The following is a 14,937-nucleotide window of genomic DNA, read 5'->3' as shown; positions in this document are numbered from 1 at the left end:
GGGGATCGACTGTGCGCTCAGCGCGGCGAAGCGAGCCTGGCCGCGAGCTGGGCGAAGGTGTCGATCCAACCGCTGTGGAACGAGTCGAATTCGCTTGTCGGCAGCAGCGAGTGCTCGATCGACATCAACGTCTCGTCCGCGCCGACCGGCTCGAACGTCACGTCGACGATGCTCACCTGAGAGGGATCCTCCCAATTCGAGTTGCTCCAGGTGAACCGCAGCAGACGCGGGCGGTCGATGGTGAGGAACTGTCCGCTGATGAGCACCCGGGTGCCGGAATCGTCGACATCGAAGCGCACCGTTCCGCCGACGCGAGGGTCCACGGTGACCTCGACCACGCGCACCGGGTTCGGGCACATCCATTCCTGCAGCGCTTCCGGATCGAGCCACTCGTCGAACACCTCCGCGGGCAGGCCGGGCATGACGCGCGAGACGACGACGGTAACGGTCTCACTCATCGCTCGTCAGCCTTCTTGCGGCGCAGCCGTGCGGCCAGCGCATCAGCACGGGTCGACCAGAACCGGGTCTGTTCATCGATCCAATGTTGGGCAGCCGTGAGCCCTTCCGGACGCAACGAGACCCAGTGTTCGCGGCCGCGGACCTCCCGCTGGATCAGGCCGGCCGCTTCCAGCACCCCGACATGGCGCGACACTCCGGCGAACGTCATCGGCAGTGGGGCGGCAAGGTCGGTGATCCGCGCATCGCCTTGCCGCAACACCTCGATCAGGTGGCGGCGAGTCGGATCGGCCAGGGCGGCGTAGGCCCGGTCCAAGATCTGATCTTCAACCATCTTGTTGACTATAGCCGCTCCCCGTGGTTCCCTGAAGGCAGATACTCAACTAATTTGTTGAATGATTCGCAAGGAGCAACTGTGCAGATACCTGACATCGTGTCGGCACCCGAGTGGGACGCCGCCCGCAACCAAATGCTGGAAAAGGAAAAGGAATTGACGCGCGCCCGCGACGCGCTGGCCGCACTGCGCAGGCGCATGCCGTGGACACCGGTCGAGAAGAACTATGCGTTCGACGGGCCGGACGGCACGATCAGCCTGCTCGACCTGTTCGACGGCAGAAAGCAGCTGATCGTCTACCGCGCCTTCCTCGATCCGGGTGTCCACGGTTGGCCCGACCACGGGTGCGTCGGATGCTCGTTGATGGCTGACCACATTGGTAACCTCGCGCATCTCAACGCGCGGGACACCACGCTGGTCTACGCATCACGGGGCGCACAAGCCGATATCACGCGGATCAAGGCCAGGATGGGCTGGGACATCCCGTGGTACACGATGCTGCCCGGCCGGGACAACGCCTTCGACGTCGACTTCGAAGTCGATCAATGGCACGGCACCAACGCATTCATCCGCGACGGCGACCAGATCTACCGGACGTACTTCATCGACAGTCGCGGTGATGAAATCTTCGTCAACACATGGCATTTCCTCGACATGACCGCACTGGGCCGCCAGGAGACCTGGGAAGACTCACCCCCGGGCTATCCACAGAGCAAGCCCTACGAATGGTGGGCGTGGCACGACCACTATCCAGAGCACACCGCGTCGCGGTGGTTCGGCGACCCCGATCCCGATGATCCGCGCGATCCGCGGCCGGCGAGCTAGACCGCTGACCAACCGACTTCTCCCACTTCGGGCAACACGAACTGCAGCCAATCCCACGACAGCGCGCCAACCCGGACCGGAGTGGCTACATCGAGCATTACCATCTGGGTCGTGCGACGAATTCTGACCGCCCTGGCCGCCGTTACGGTGGTTGCCCTTGTCGGGACTGCCTGTGGCGGTCCCAAATCGCGCACCCCGACGTCGCCCGCACCACTCGAGGAATCTGGGGCAATCCTCAACAGCGAAGGGGTACGAGACCTCGATCCGTCATTGCAGTCGGCGGTCGCCTGGGCCCAGCGATTCACCTACCATTCTCGATCGGGAATCAACGACAGCGGCACCCATGTAACAGCAATCCTGTTGGTTCCCAATGGCACACCCCCTGACGGAGGATGGCGGATCGTCGCGTTCGGCCACCCCGCGACCGGCATCCTGCCGGGCTGCGGACCGTCGACATCGCCGACTCTGCTCGGCTCCGCGGACACCGTGAGACAACTGCTGCAAGCCGGCTACGCCGTGGTGATGTCGGATTACCAAGGGTTGGGCAGCCTCGACAAGACCCACGATCAGCCTGACCTGGACACCTACCATCCCTACCTCGACTCGATGACGGCCGGCTACAACCTGATCAATGCCGTGCGCGCCGCACGCAAACTGTTCGACAAGGCCAACACCCCGTCGTCCGCCTCCTGGCTGGCCTTCGGGATGGGCCAAGGCGGACAAGCGGCATGGGCGGCCGACGAGCTCGCGGGGAACGAGGGATGGAACCTCACTTTGCTTGGCGCTGTCGCGATTTCCCCGGTTGCCGACATCACCGGGCTGGCCGACGCGGCCGCAGCGGGCACGCTCAACACCCAGCAGGAACTCGACCTGACAGCATTCCTGGCCGGCCTGAAGAGTTCGTACCCGCGTGACTTCAACCTTGACGACTACCGCAGCGGAATCGTCGCGCAGAAATGGGACGCACTTCTGGCCTGCGACTCGGCGGGCCTTGAAGCACGCAGCGCGATCGCTGCTCAGATCACCCCGGACGATCTACGGCCCAAGTCGCCCGCCGCGCTCGAGACGTTGCGAGGGTTCCTGAAAAAGGTAAGCCTGCCCCAAGGCCCCACGCAGGCGCCGATGTTGGTGATCTACGGGAATCAGGATCCGCTGGTGCCCGCGGCGTGGACCGACGCCGCGTTGAACAACGCCTGCGCGGCGGGTGCCGTCATCACCATCCGTAGGCTGCCGGACGATGCCCCCGACAAATTCGACATGACGGAGGCGTTGGACTGGATGGGCCAACGCGTCAATTCCGTTCCAGCGCCCAATGATTGCGAAGGCCGCAAACCGTGAGCTTGATCCATGGCTGGCTGTTGATCGTTCTGCAACTCCTCGCGGCGGTGGCCTTGTTGGCGGCGATCGGCCGCAGATCGCCACGGTGGCTTCGGGTCTGGTTGCCGGTCGCGCTTCTCGTCGGTGGCGTCTGCGCGGCGTTGACCTTCTGGTTCATCAAAGACCAAGGGATGTCCCAGGACCCTGCCCCAGCGACGTTCTGGGTGTGGATCGTCGGCTTCGGCGCCGCTCTCGTGGTCCTGCTCGCGGGCTGGCGCGGCGTCGGGTGGACCCGCCGAAGTGCGGCAATACTTGCCGTTCCGCTCTGCCTGCTGTGCACAGCGCTGGCGGTCAACACCTGGGTCGGCTACTTCCCCACCGTCCAGTCCGCATGGGACCGGGTCACCGGTAGCGAACCGGACCGCTGGATCGACCAGGCGACCTTGGCGGATATGCAGCAGCGCGGGGCCAGGCCCACCCAGGGCGTCGTCGTCAAGATGACGACACCGGATACGGAATCGGGCTTTGCGCATCGACAGGAGTACGTCTACCTGCCGCCGGCGTGGTTCGCGACCACACCCCCGCCGTCCTTGCCGGCGGTGATGATGTTCGGTGGCGAGTTCGGCCGCGCCGACGACTGGCTGCGGTCGTCCAATGTGCTCACCACATTGGACGATTTCACGGCGCGACATCACGGCAACGCTCCCGTGCTGGTCTTCCCCGATGTGGGCGGATCGTTCATCAACGACACCGAGTGCGTCAACGGCCCGCGCGGCAACGCGGCCGATCATCTCATCAAAGAAGTCCTGCCTTACGTGACCTCGACGTTCGGCATCAGTCCGAAGCCAGAGAACTGGGGCGTTGCCGGCTGGTCGTCGGGAGGCACCTGCGCACTGATGCTGGGGGTCGTACACCCCGAGTTGTTCAGCGCGATCGTCGACATCGACGGTCAGCTCGGGCCCAACGCCGGGACCAAGGATCAGACCGTCGGGCGATTGTTCGGTGGCGACGTCAGCGCCTGGGAAGCCTTCGACCCGAAGACCGCGATCACCCGGCACGGCACCTATACCGGCATGTCCGCGTGGTTCGCCGTGTCGTCGAACACGACGCCCGAATACCGACCCGGCGACCACTCTGGCGCTGTCCCCACACCACCCTCCAAGTGGGATACCGATTCCGAGAATCACGCCGATATCGCACACGCCATGTGCGACCTTGCGAGCAGCTACGGCATCGAATGCGCCGTGGTCAATTTCTACGCAGGCCACGATCTGCAGTCTGCGGGTTACGCTTTCGCAGATGCGCTGCCCTGGCTGGCAGGAAAGATCGGGACCCCCGGCGTCAAGCCGATTCCGATGCCCGGCGCCAGCTAGCTCGACGTTCAGACCACCGAAAGGCAGCCTTGGGCGATCGCCAGCTCCTCGTTGGTCGGAATCACCAGCACGGTCGTCGGTGACTTGTCGGCCGAGATCCGTCGCGCACCCCGGGCGGGGCTGTCGTTGAGGTGCTCGTCGAGTTCGATGCCGAGCGGCGCCAGCCCGGTCAACGCATCGCGCCGCACCTGTGCGTCGTTTTCGCCCACACCAGCGGTGAACGTCACCACATCGGTGTGCCCCAGGACGGCCAGGTAGGCGCCGATGTACTTACGCAACCGGTGGATGTAGACCTCGTAGGCCAATTGCGCTGCCTCGTCGCCGGATTCGATCCGCTGATGCACCACCCGGAAGTCGATCTCACCGCCGAGGCCATACATTCCAGAGTGCCGATTGAGCATGGTCTCGATCTCTTCGACGCTCATACCCGCGGTCCGCCAGAGATAGATGAGAACGCCGGGGTCGATGTCGCCCGAGCGGGTCCCCATCACCAGCCCCTCCATCGGCGTGAGTCCCATCGAGGTGTCGACCGGCCGGCCGCCGGCAATGGCCGACGCCGACGCGCCGTTACCCAGGTGCAGCACGATCTGGTTGAGAGATTCGATCGGTGCGTCGAGGAACTTTGCGGCCTGTTGGCTGACGTACTGATGCGACGTCCCGTGAAAGCCGTAGCGGCGAATATCCCAGCGTTGCGCCAATTCCCGGTCCATCGCGTATGTGGCCGCAGCGGATGGCAGATCATGGAAGAACGCGGTGTCGAACACCGCGATGTGTGGCAGGTCGGGCAACACTCGGCGGGCGACCTCGATACCGAGTACGGCCGGCGGGTTGTGCAGAGGAGCCAGCGCTGCGAGCTCCTTCAGCTTGGTGATCACCGCATCGTCGACGAGGGTGGGGCGGTACAGCTCCTGGCCGCCGTGGACGACCCGATGCCCGACGGCGATCAGCCCCAGATCGTCCAAGTGCTGGCCGGATTCGGCGAACAGGTCGAACGTGGTGCGCAGCGCCGCCTCGTGATCGGCGATCCGGCCGTCACGGCGGGTCTCTTCACTGCCCCACTTCAATGTCGCGGTCGACGTCTCCTCACCGATCCGCTCGACGAGCCCAGATGCCAGCGATGTACCGGTATCCGGTTGCACCAACTGGTATTTCAATGATGACGAACCGGAGTTGAGTACCAGAACGGTATCGGCCATCACAGCCCCTGCGCCTGGATCGCGGTGATCGCCACGGTGTTGACAATATCCTCGACGAGCGCGCCGCGGGACAAGTCGTTGACGGGTTTGTTGAGCCCTTGCAGCACCGGGCCGATCGCGATGGCACCGGCGCTGCGCTGGACCGCTTTATAGGTGTTGTTGCCGGTGTTGAGGTCGGGGAAGATCAGTACGGTCGCACTCCCGGCCACCTCAGAGCCCGGCATCTTGGCCGCGGCAACGGTCGGGTCGACGGCAGCGTCGTATTGAATCGGCCCCTCCACCAACAGCTCCGGCGCCCGCGACCGGACCAATTCGGTGGCGGCCCTGACCTTCTCCACACCGCTGCCGCTGCCCGAGTCGCCGGTGGAGTACGACAGCATGGCCACTCGAGGATCGATACCGAACTGCGCGGCCGTGCGCGCCGAACTGATCGCGATGTCGGCGAGTTCCTCAGCGGTCGGATCCGGCACGATCGCGCAGTCGCCGTAGGCCAGCACCCGGTCGGACAGGCACATCAAGAAGATGCTCGAGACCGTCGAGACATCCGGCTGGGTTTTGATGATCTCGAAGGCCGGCCGAACCGTGTGCGCGGTGGTGTGCGTCGCGCCGGAGACCATCCCGTCAACGATTCCGTTGTGCACCAACATTGTTCCGAAGTACGACACGTCGTGCATGATCTCGCGCGCCTGCTCCAGCGTCACACCTTTCTTCTTGCGGAGCTCGGCGTACTGTTCGGCGAACTCGTCACACAGCTCGCTGGTGCGCGGATCCATCACAACCGCTGCCGTCAGATCGACACCCAATTCTGCTGCACGGGAACGCACTTGAGCCTCCTCCCCGAGGATGGTCAGATCGGCGACACCGCGCAGCAACAACCGTCCGGCCGCCCGCAGGATGCGGTCGTCGTCCCCCTCGGGCAGCACGATGCGCTTACGATCAGCTCTGGCCCGCTCCATCAGCTGATAGGTGAACATCTGCGGGGTGGTCACCGTCGGGATGGGCAGGCTGAGCCGGTTCTGTAGCTCGTCGATGTCGACGTAGCGCTCCATCAGCGTGATCGCGGTGTCGATCTTGCGCTGCGATGTGGCGGTGACCCGCCCGCGCGTTCCTGCCACCGCGCTGGCCGTCTCGAAGGTGCCGAGCTCGGTGGCGATGATCGGCAATCGGAGGCCCAGCCCGGTCACCAGTTCGGCGATCGAACGATGGAGCGCCAGCCCGCCGTTGAGAATGACCGCCGACAGCGACGGGAACCCCTCGGCCGCATGCGCACTGGTGACGGCGAGTACCACATCGGATCGATCGCCCGGCGTGATGACCGCTACGCCCTCGGTGAGGCGCTCCAAGCAGTGCTCAGCGGTCATGCCCGCCACCAGCACGCCCATCACCTCACGGCCGAGCAGCGAGTCGTCACCGTGCACCAGAACACCGTCCACGGCGTGGCTCAGATCCGCGACGGTGGGGGCTACCAGAAGCGGCTCCTCCGGGATGACGTACACGCGTGGGCCCAGGTTCGCGCATGCGTCGGCCACCGCGCGGAGTCTGGCCGGGTCGGCGCGGTTGGCCACCACCGCGGCGGTGTGTGCGTGCTGGGCAGCCAGCTCGGCCAGGCACAGCGTGATGACCTCGGCGACCTCCGCCGGGGAGCGATCCCGGGCGCGCACCGACAGCAGCACCGGCGCTCCCAGGTTGGCCGCGATCCGCGCGTTGACGCTCAGCTCGGTCGGGGTCGCCACGTCGGTGTAGTCAGATCCGACGATCACCACCGCATCGCAGCGGGCCGCCACCTCGTGATACCGGTCGACGATGTCCGCGATCGCGCCGTCGGGATCCGCGTGCAAGCGCTGGTAGGTCACCCCGACGCATTCGTCGTATGTCAGGCCGGCGTTGCTGTGCGCCAGCAACAACTCCAGGATGTAGTCGCGGTTCTCCCGCCGGGTGATCGGACGGAACACTCCGGCCCTCGGCACCATCGCCGTTAACCGGTGCAGGATGCCGAGTGCGACGGTGGATTTCCCGGTGTCGCCTTCGGGGGAGGCGATGTAGATCGACGTGGTGGTGCGCGCGGCGGTCACGGTCTTCAGCATTGCGCATCCACTGCGGCTTCGTACCCGCCGCACCCTCCGCTCACAGCCCAAACGTGAGTTACACCACACTGGCCTGGGTTTATCAGCGATGCATCGAATGTTTGCTGTAATTGTTGTCGACGTAACTTTTTCCTAGTTGTGCCCATGATTCATCAAATGCCCACATCTGCCGTAAGCGATCATGCAAACGCAAGTTAGCTGCTGCAACATTATTTGGACACCGGATGGATAGATGCCAAACATCGATGTGACGGCCACCGTCGGGCCGCGGCCGGTCACCGACACCGAACTGCCAGACGATATTTCGACTGACGCCCCGGACCGGCCAACCGGTCTCGGCGTGTTGACTCGTGGCACAGCGGTGGCACTGCTCTGCCTGGTCGCGTACGCATCCAGCTACGCACACAACTTCGCCGATGCGCTCGCCGGCTCGCGCGCCGCGTATCTGGTCGTGCTGCCTGTCCTGGCTCTTCTGATCGCCGCCGGGTACCGCAGCACCTCACCCGGGGTCGGCGACGGTGAATCGGACTGGATCGTGGCCACGTTGATCGGCATTCTCGGGCTGGCGGCCATCTATCTGTTGATCGGCCGGATGCCGACGCTGTCGGCGTGGTGGCGCCTGGAGTCCCTGACGGTCCTGGTGTGGGCCGTGTGCTGTGTCGTCGTCTTGTTCGGAATGCGTCACGCCCTGACGATGTGGTCGCTGTGGCTCTTCCTGGCTTGCTTCGCCACACCGGTGCCCTACCTGACAGCGACCGCCGCCTTGGGCGGGACCCCCACGGCCGGCGCCGTTGTCGCCGCCGCGATCGGTGCCGTGGCGGTTTTCCTTGCCACCCGGACCCTGCCCATGCATCGTCGGGCAGCCGCCGCAGCGATCAGCCTCGCGGCAAGCTCGCCGTTGGTATTCGGCTGCGCCTCCTGGTTTCTGCCAACGATCATCGTCGTCGCCGGAGTCATTCCCGTCCTGTCGGTGACGGGTGCGCGGCTGGCGCCGAGCCGCCGGTCCGCAGATCCCACCGAACACCCGATCAGCGCGGGGATGCCTCACCGTTCCGCGCGAACGGTGGGCTTCCTCGCCGTCGGCACGGCGATCCTGGCCGCCGCGGGGTTGCACCAGCACGAGGCGGCAGCCCTGCGGACGGTCCCGACGGACTGGGCGGCACGGAGCGGTCTGTCTCCCGTGTCGTCCTATGACTTCGTCACCAAGTTCGCCGGGCCCGGCTCCACCCCGCAGACGTGACTGAAACCCTGCAACCCGCGAAACTGCATCCGCGGTTCTCGGCCCACAATCTCCTCGGTGCACGCACCCTGAGCGCATGCGGTGTTGTGATCGCCGCCCTGATCACCGGCGGCGTCATGTTTCCTTACGCTGTCGCACCAACCTTGACCGCGCTGATCGCGGCGTTCTATCTGATGTCAAGCATCGACCGGAATTATCTTCTGCTGCGCGGGATTCGCTCATCGGCACTCATCCGGATCTCTGACGAAGAGGCGCGGGCCCTCACCGACGACGAGTTGCCGGTCTACACCGTCCTGCTGCCCGTCTATGACGAGCCCACCATCGTCGCCAATCTTCTGAACGGGGTGGGGCGCCTCGACTACCCCAGGGACAAGCTGGAAATCCTGCTGTTGGTCGAGGAAGACGATCTGCCGACCCAGATGGCCTTGCTCGACGCGAATCTCACGTCGATCAGGGTCATCATCGTTCCGCACAGCATGCCGAAGACGAAGCCGAAGGCCTGCAACTACGGCATGGCGACGCCTGGGCTGCGCGGTGAACTGATGACCATCTACGACGCCGAGGACATCCCCGACCCACTACAGCTTCGTCGGGCCGTCGCCGCGTTTCGGCAGACCCCCGCCGAAGTCGGATGCTTGCAGGCCCGACTCGGCTATTTCAACGAGCGGCAGAATCTGCTGACCCGATTCTTCTCGTTGGAGTACGACCAATGGTTCGGCGTCGTGCTGCCCGCGGTGGAACGGGCCCGCTGCGTTGTGCCACTCGGCGGCACCTCCAACCACATGCGCGCCGACGTATGGCGCGAGATCGGTGGGTGGGACGAGTACAACGTGACCGAAGACGCCGATCTCGGTGTTCGGCTGGCCCGCTGCGGCTACCGAACCCGGATCCTGGACTCGGTGACGTTGGAAGAAGCGAATTCCGATGTGGTGAACTGGATTCGGCAACGCTCGCGCTGGTACAAGGGCTACTTGCAGACCATGCTCGTTCATCTGCGTAATCCCGCGGCACTGCGCAGAGAGATCGGTGTGAAGGGCACCTGGCGCCTCATCAACATGACCGGCGGTGTGCCGCTGACCGCCGCGTGCAATCTGCTGTTCTGGTTCATTCTGGCGACGTGGATGTTGGGCCGGCCCCACGCAGTCGAGGTCGTGTTCCCACCGATGACCTATTACGTGTGTCTGATTCTCCTCCTCATCGGCGCGCCCATATCGATCTTCGTCGGCCTCATCGTCGCTCAGGCCTTGGGCAAGCCGCACCTGTGGTGGGCGGCTGCGCTGGTCCCGCTCTACTGGTTCCTGCAATCGATCGCGGCGGTGAAGGCGCTCTACCAGCTGGTGACCAAACCGTGTTTCTGGGAGAAGACCGTCCACGGGCTGTCCCACACGCACACTGTTCCTGAGTCGACGGGAAACCTTTCGTGAGAGCCTTTTTCGCGGCGCTCGGCACCGTGGGTATGGTGTCGGTTCTGCTTGCGGCACCGATGCTGGGCAGCGCGCTCGCGCCGGCGTCGGCAGACCCGGACGGTGACGTGGTCGAGGTGATCGCCACCGAACCCGCGCCCGATCCCCCGCGGTTGATCGGGTGGCCCCAGCTGGGGTTGCCGGACAGGATCGATCTACTGGGAGCCAATCAACCCAGCGAGACCGCGATCCCGGTACCGGCCGGCACGGTGCCGACGACGCTCAGTGGCATCATCGGCGCGGTTGTCAACGTGGTCAGCGGACGGGTAGACGTTCTCGACGACCGCGGGATGGTGCTCGGCACCATCCCGGTGCCGGCCGACGCGACGACCGTACCGTTCGAAATCGACATCAGCCCAGCTCTCGTCGCCAACGGCATGGCCAAGCTGAGCTTCGTCATCCGTGACAACAACCAAAACGTCAACAATTGCACTCAGATACCGGCACTTTCGATCAGCCAGCTCGCCAGTTCGTTCGCCGGCCCGCCGACCGACCCGGCATCGGTGGCCGACTACCTGCCGAGCTTTCTGGACAAGATCCTGATCAATGTGGGCCCGAACCCGACTTACGTTCAGCAGCAGGCGGCACTGGACTTGGTGGCACGGCTGACCAAGAAGTACCGTCCGATGCCGGTCCGCATCGACGTCACCACCCTGGATATCGCACCCGCGCCGGAGCCCACCGTGCGGGTGATCGACATCCGTGACAACAGCCAGCCAGGGGTGATCGTCGAGAACGCCGGCACCCCGGCAGCCACGCTGGTGATCAGCGGCACCGGGCAGACCCTGGCTCGACAGGTGCAGCTATTCGTCGACCAGAGAACGAATTTGGCCCAGGCCCCGGCAGCCGTTGTGTTGTCGTCGAGGGATGACACCACGCTGTCGAGCAACACCAAGACCTTTGACCAGCTCGGCGTCAACGGCCAGGCGTCGGTCCTCGGGGTCACGACCATTTATGCCGGTTTCGACGTCAGCGCCTTTGGCGCGGGTCCGATCAGCAGCGCCAGCGTCCACCTGATGGCCAAGTACACCCCGGTCGGCAGCGGCCAGGCGTCGGTGTTGATCCGTTCGGGATCAACAGTTTTGGCCACCCACAGACTGGACAATTCGGGCACATTGGACATCACCGGCGTGATCCCTCCGGAAGAGATCGCGTCGAACGTCGGACTCGCGTTGGAGCTTCGCTACATTCCGCAGCAGGAGTGCGCTCCCCTCAATGACCGCATGACGTTCGCGTTGGACGGACAGTCGACCGTCACCGTCACGCCGGGTACCAATAACCGGGGCGGATTCCCGGTGCTGCCCATGGCATTCACCCCTGACTTCAACGTGGCACTCGACAGCCCCGAATACATCAGGTACGCCGCGCAGGCCATCAATCTGATGGCGCAGCAGACGTCGGTGACCTTGCGTCCGAAGGTGACGACCTTCGGACAAGCGGCCAGTTCCGGCACCGGATTGTTGGCTGTCACCAGCGGCGCCGCGATGTCCAAAGCAGGGATGAAGGCACCACTGGTTCCCAACGGAGCAAGCGACGTCGGCGTCAACGGCGACCCCACCACGGATCTCAACATCAACGGCCAGGTCGGCGCCATTCAGGCGTTCACCTCCAACAACCGTACGGTGCTTGCCATCTCGGCCACCGGCGACCGGTCGCTGGTCGACGCGTCGTTCGACTACATCCGCGGCCTGCCGAGTCGTTGGGCCTCAGTGGTCGGTGATGTGGTCGCGACCGGACCGCAGGGCCGCACGGTGAACATGTCCATCAACGAGGGCGGCCCGATGGCTCGCCAGCCCCATCCCAGCCCGGCCTGGAAATGGTGGGCGTGGCTCAGTCTCGGCGTCGGCGTCGCCGCGATCGTCATCGCCGCGACAGTTCTGGTGATCCGGCTACGCAGGCGCACCCCCACCAGTCCTGAGCTGTGACCACAGTTGTAGTCGCGCCGATCCAGGCCGACCCCGACCAGTCCGCGCCGAGGAGGCCGCGCTGGCCGGGGTTGCTGCTCTTCACCGCCCTCACGGCGCTCTACTGTGTGATCGGCACCGTTCTGGTGCTGCGGTACAACATCTTCGAGCCGGATGCGCCCAACCGGGTGGCCAACGCCGGCTTCGCAATCTATGCACGCGATCCACACCTGTCGGCCATCGGGTTCGTCTGGAATCCGCTGCCCAGCATGGTCGACATACCCTTCGTTGCGCTGAGCCACTGGTGGCCCGCGCTGAAGTACTACGGCATCGCCGGCGTCATCCAGAGTTCGCTGTTCATGGCCGGTGCCGCCCTGATGGTCCGGGGTATCGCGCTCGACCGCGGGCTCCCGACGGGGTGGCGGTGGGTCGCGGTCGGCGCTGTGGCCCTGCACCCGATGATCATCCTGTACGGCGGCTCTGGTCTGAGCGAGGCCGCTGAAATGTTCTGCCTGGTGTGGGCTGTACGTCACCTGATGCGGTGGTGCGACGGCGAGCGGGTCGGCGACCTGGCCTGGGCCGGCATCGCCTTGGGCTGTGGATATCTCACCCGCTACGAGGTGGTCCCGGCAGCCGCCGGTGCCGCACTGTTGGTGGGTGTGGTCACCTGGCACCGCTCACGCGATTCCGACCGCCTCCAGTCCACGGTCCTCAACCTGGGCATCATCGGATTCCCGATCGCCGTTACCATCATCATCTGGGCAGTCACCGGCTGGATCATCAACGGGGAACTGTTCGCCACCTTCTCCTCCCAGTACGGCAACAGCAGCCAGGTGGCCCAGCGGTTGGCACATGTCGGGCGCGGTGACCCCGGTTCCGGATGGCTGGTCGTCGCCGCACGCCTCTTCGGCATGCAACCTCTGACCGGGATCGCCGTTGCGATGGCGGTGCTGGTCGCAGTGTTCCGCAGACAGGTCAGCGCCGTCGTCCCGCTGGCAGTCCTAGGCGCCACCCTGACCTTCGCCGCAGTGGCACAACATCTTTCCATGACATTCGGTTGGTTCCGCTTCTATCTGCTGGCTATCCCGATGGTGGTCTGCATCGCCGTCGCCTGTTGGGCGTCGGCGCGGCCGGGAGCTGCCCGCAGCACGGCGGACCTGCGTTCCACCCAAGCCGCCGCCGCCTTGCTCACCGCGTCGGTGGTGGTGGCGATCCCGGTGACGACGCCGCTGGTCGTCAACGAGGACATCGCATACGGGCAGCTGGAATCCAGCTTCATCTCTCTCGTCGATCCGGTCGGCCATCCCCCGGAGAAGCAGTCCGCACGCAGGCGCCTGGTCAGTGAGCGACAACTGGCCGCCTGGCTCGACGCGAAAAAGCTTCCGGACGGCGCGGTGTTGATGGACACCTTCTTGGCATGGGGGGTTTGGCTGTCCTCGGACCACCCGAAACAGTTCGTGATCACCAGCGACTATGATTTCTCAGCCGCCTTGAATCGCCCGTGGGACATGGGAATCCGCTATATCGTGGCGACCAATCCCCGGCTCAATATCCCCGACGCGATCAACCGCCGCTACCCGGACCTGTGGTCCACCGGTGCGGGTATCGCCAGACTGATCTATTCAGCGGACGGCGTGACCAGCGACGAGATGTTCCGCGTCTACGAGGTGATCGGCAAGCCCATCGATCCGGTCAGCACACCCGGACCACCCTCACCGGTCTCCGCCGTCGAGCCCGTCAAACCACCGCGCTGACGCACGCCTCACTGCGGCAAACCACCGCCGCAGTCCCGGCGCCAATCGGCGAATGCCTCGCGAAGTGAATACTCGGCGGTGAAGCCGATATCGGCGAGGCGCTCGGAGCTGATGTTGGTGTCGAACTGCAATTTCTGAATACGCCTGGGATGCAGGCCGAAACGTGCCCCCGTCGGATCGACCACGGCGAACGGTGAGGCGGCCGCCAGGGCGAAACGATACGGAACAGTTCGCGGGTGGCGGTCCCATCCCCAGGCCGCATTGATGGCGTCGACGTGATCGTGGATCGTGGTCGGCTGCGGATAGACGGCGTGGTAGGTATCGTGCGGCCCGTCGTCTTCGGTGAGCAGGACGAGCAGCCGAACCATATCCTTCAGGTAGATACAGCTTTTCACCGTGTCATCGCGACCGATGTACGCGAAGCGCCCTTTGCTCAGGCCGTGGATCAGCCGCCGCATATTGCCTGTGTCGCCAGGGCCGAACACCACACCTGGACGCACGATGCGCAGGCGCCGTCCTGGTTTCGCGGCCTGCCACGTCCGCAAGATCTCCTCTGCCTGCAGCTTGCTGGCGCCATAAGCGGTGTCGGCGTCGCCGAAATCGCTCTCGCTACGACGCCAGGGACCGGCAGCGAAGGCCATCATCGAACTGGTGAATACGATGTTCTGCACGCCCGCTTCATCGGCGGCCCGGCACAGGCGGCGCGTCGCCTCGGCGTTGTTGGCGAAGTAGTCCCGCCACGGAAATCCGGGTTCCTTGGATAGTGCAGCAAGGTGCACGATCGTCGGCGGGCACGGCCGAGGTAGGTCAGCCGCGGTGATGGTGGTCAGGTCCAGACGCAACGAGTCGGCGCCCGGCTCTGCGGCACGGTCGATCCCCATGACGGGGCGGCCCATCTCCCGCAGGCGTGACACCAGGGCACTACCGATGAAACCCGCACTGCCCGTGACTATCACCGCATTGTCAGCAGTCATGAACAACCCCCTCCAAA

12 protein-coding genes are annotated in these 14,937 nt (G+C 64.9%); 7 read left to right on the top strand and 5 right to left on the bottom strand.

Going from position 1 to position 14,937, the window contains the following annotated elements; genetic code table 11:
• Positions 1 to 17 precede the first annotated feature (17 nt).
• Both CRM90_RS01235 and CRM90_RS01230 read right to left on the bottom strand, forming a co-directional pair.
• Complete coding sequence (locus tag CRM90_RS01235; RefSeq protein ID WP_102805186.1) at positions 18 to 458, bottom strand: SRPBCC family protein; 441 nt, start codon at positions 456 to 458, stop codon at positions 18 to 20.
• Entirely contained in the window at positions 455 to 790 is a 336-nt protein-coding gene (locus CRM90_RS01230) for an ArsR/SmtB family transcription factor (protein ID WP_102805185.1), read from the bottom strand. Before CRM90_RS01230 ends, CRM90_RS01235 begins: the two co-directional genes overlap by 4 nt.
• 81 nt (positions 791 to 871) lie before the next feature.
• On the opposite strand from CRM90_RS01230, the gene CRM90_RS01225 reads away from it, so the two are divergent.
• From CRM90_RS01225 to CRM90_RS01215, 3 genes are all read left to right on the top strand, one after another.
• Positions 872 to 1,615: a DUF899 domain-containing protein gene (locus tag CRM90_RS01225; protein WP_102805184.1), complete on the top strand. Its 744-nt coding sequence runs from the start codon at positions 872 to 874 to the stop codon at positions 1,613 to 1,615.
• Between the two features lie 111 nt (positions 1,616 to 1,726).
• Entirely contained in the window at positions 1,727 to 2,953 is a 1,227-nt protein-coding gene (locus tag CRM90_RS01220) for a lipase family protein (RefSeq protein ID WP_142391305.1), read from the top strand.
• A complete protein-coding gene (locus CRM90_RS01215) occupies positions 2,950 to 4,305 on the top strand; it encodes an alpha/beta hydrolase (protein ID WP_233209110.1) in 1,356 nt (451 codons plus the stop codon). The genes CRM90_RS01220 and CRM90_RS01215 overlap by 4 nt, the downstream gene beginning before the upstream one ends.
• 8 nt (positions 4,306 to 4,313) lie before the next feature.
• Here CRM90_RS01215 and CRM90_RS01210 read toward each other — a convergent pair whose 3' ends face one another.
• Both CRM90_RS01210 and pta read right to left on the bottom strand, forming a co-directional pair.
• On the bottom strand, positions 4,314 to 5,501 hold the full coding sequence (locus CRM90_RS01210; RefSeq protein WP_102805181.1) for an acetate kinase: 1,188 nt from the start codon (positions 5,499 to 5,501) through the stop codon (positions 4,314 to 4,316).
• A complete protein-coding gene (gene pta / locus CRM90_RS01205) occupies positions 5,501 to 7,585 on the bottom strand; it encodes a phosphate acetyltransferase (RefSeq protein ID WP_102805180.1) in 2,085 nt (694 codons plus the stop codon). Before pta ends, CRM90_RS01210 begins: the two co-directional genes overlap by 1 nt.
• A gap of 232 nt (positions 7,586 to 7,817) precedes the next feature.
• Here pta and CRM90_RS30175 point away from each other — a divergent pair, with 232 nt between their 5' ends.
• From CRM90_RS30175 to CRM90_RS01180, 4 genes are read left to right on the top strand one after another with little or no spacing between them, the layout of a single operon-like run.
• Positions 7,818 to 8,825 (top strand): hypothetical protein, encoded by a 1,008-nt coding sequence (locus tag CRM90_RS30175; protein WP_142391304.1) that lies wholly within the window; start codon positions 7,818 to 7,820, stop codon positions 8,823 to 8,825.
• On the top strand, positions 8,822 to 10,249 hold the full coding sequence (locus CRM90_RS01190) for a glycosyltransferase family 2 protein (RefSeq protein ID WP_502693208.1): 1,428 nt from the start codon (positions 8,822 to 8,824) through the stop codon (positions 10,247 to 10,249). Before CRM90_RS30175 ends, CRM90_RS01190 begins: the two co-directional genes overlap by 4 nt.
• Complete coding sequence (locus tag CRM90_RS01185; protein WP_233209109.1) at positions 10,246 to 12,213, top strand: hypothetical protein; 1,968 nt, start codon at positions 10,246 to 10,248, stop codon at positions 12,211 to 12,213. Before CRM90_RS01190 ends, CRM90_RS01185 begins: the two co-directional genes overlap by 4 nt.
• Positions 12,210 to 13,946, top strand: coding sequence for a glycosyltransferase family protein (locus tag CRM90_RS01180; protein WP_233209108.1), 1,737 nt, complete (start codon positions 12,210 to 12,212; stop codon positions 13,944 to 13,946). The genes CRM90_RS01185 and CRM90_RS01180 overlap by 4 nt, the downstream gene beginning before the upstream one ends.
• 8 nt (positions 13,947 to 13,954) lie before the next feature.
• Here the strand turns inward: CRM90_RS01180 and CRM90_RS01175 are convergent, their stop codons facing one another.
• Positions 13,955 to 14,920 carry an NAD-dependent epimerase/dehydratase family protein gene (locus CRM90_RS01175; RefSeq protein WP_102805176.1) on the bottom strand — a complete coding sequence of 322 codons (966 nt, stop codon included), beginning with the start codon at positions 14,918 to 14,920 and terminating at the stop codon, positions 13,955 to 13,957.
• Positions 14,921 to 14,937 lie beyond the last annotated feature (17 nt).

Source organism: Mycobacterium sp. ENV421, assembly GCF_002887815.1.
Taxonomy (GTDB): Bacteria; Actinomycetota; Actinomycetes; order Mycobacteriales; family Mycobacteriaceae; genus Mycobacterium.
The sequence above is the reverse complement of the archived record's forward strand: the minus strand, read 5'-3'. Positions and strand labels throughout refer to the sequence as shown.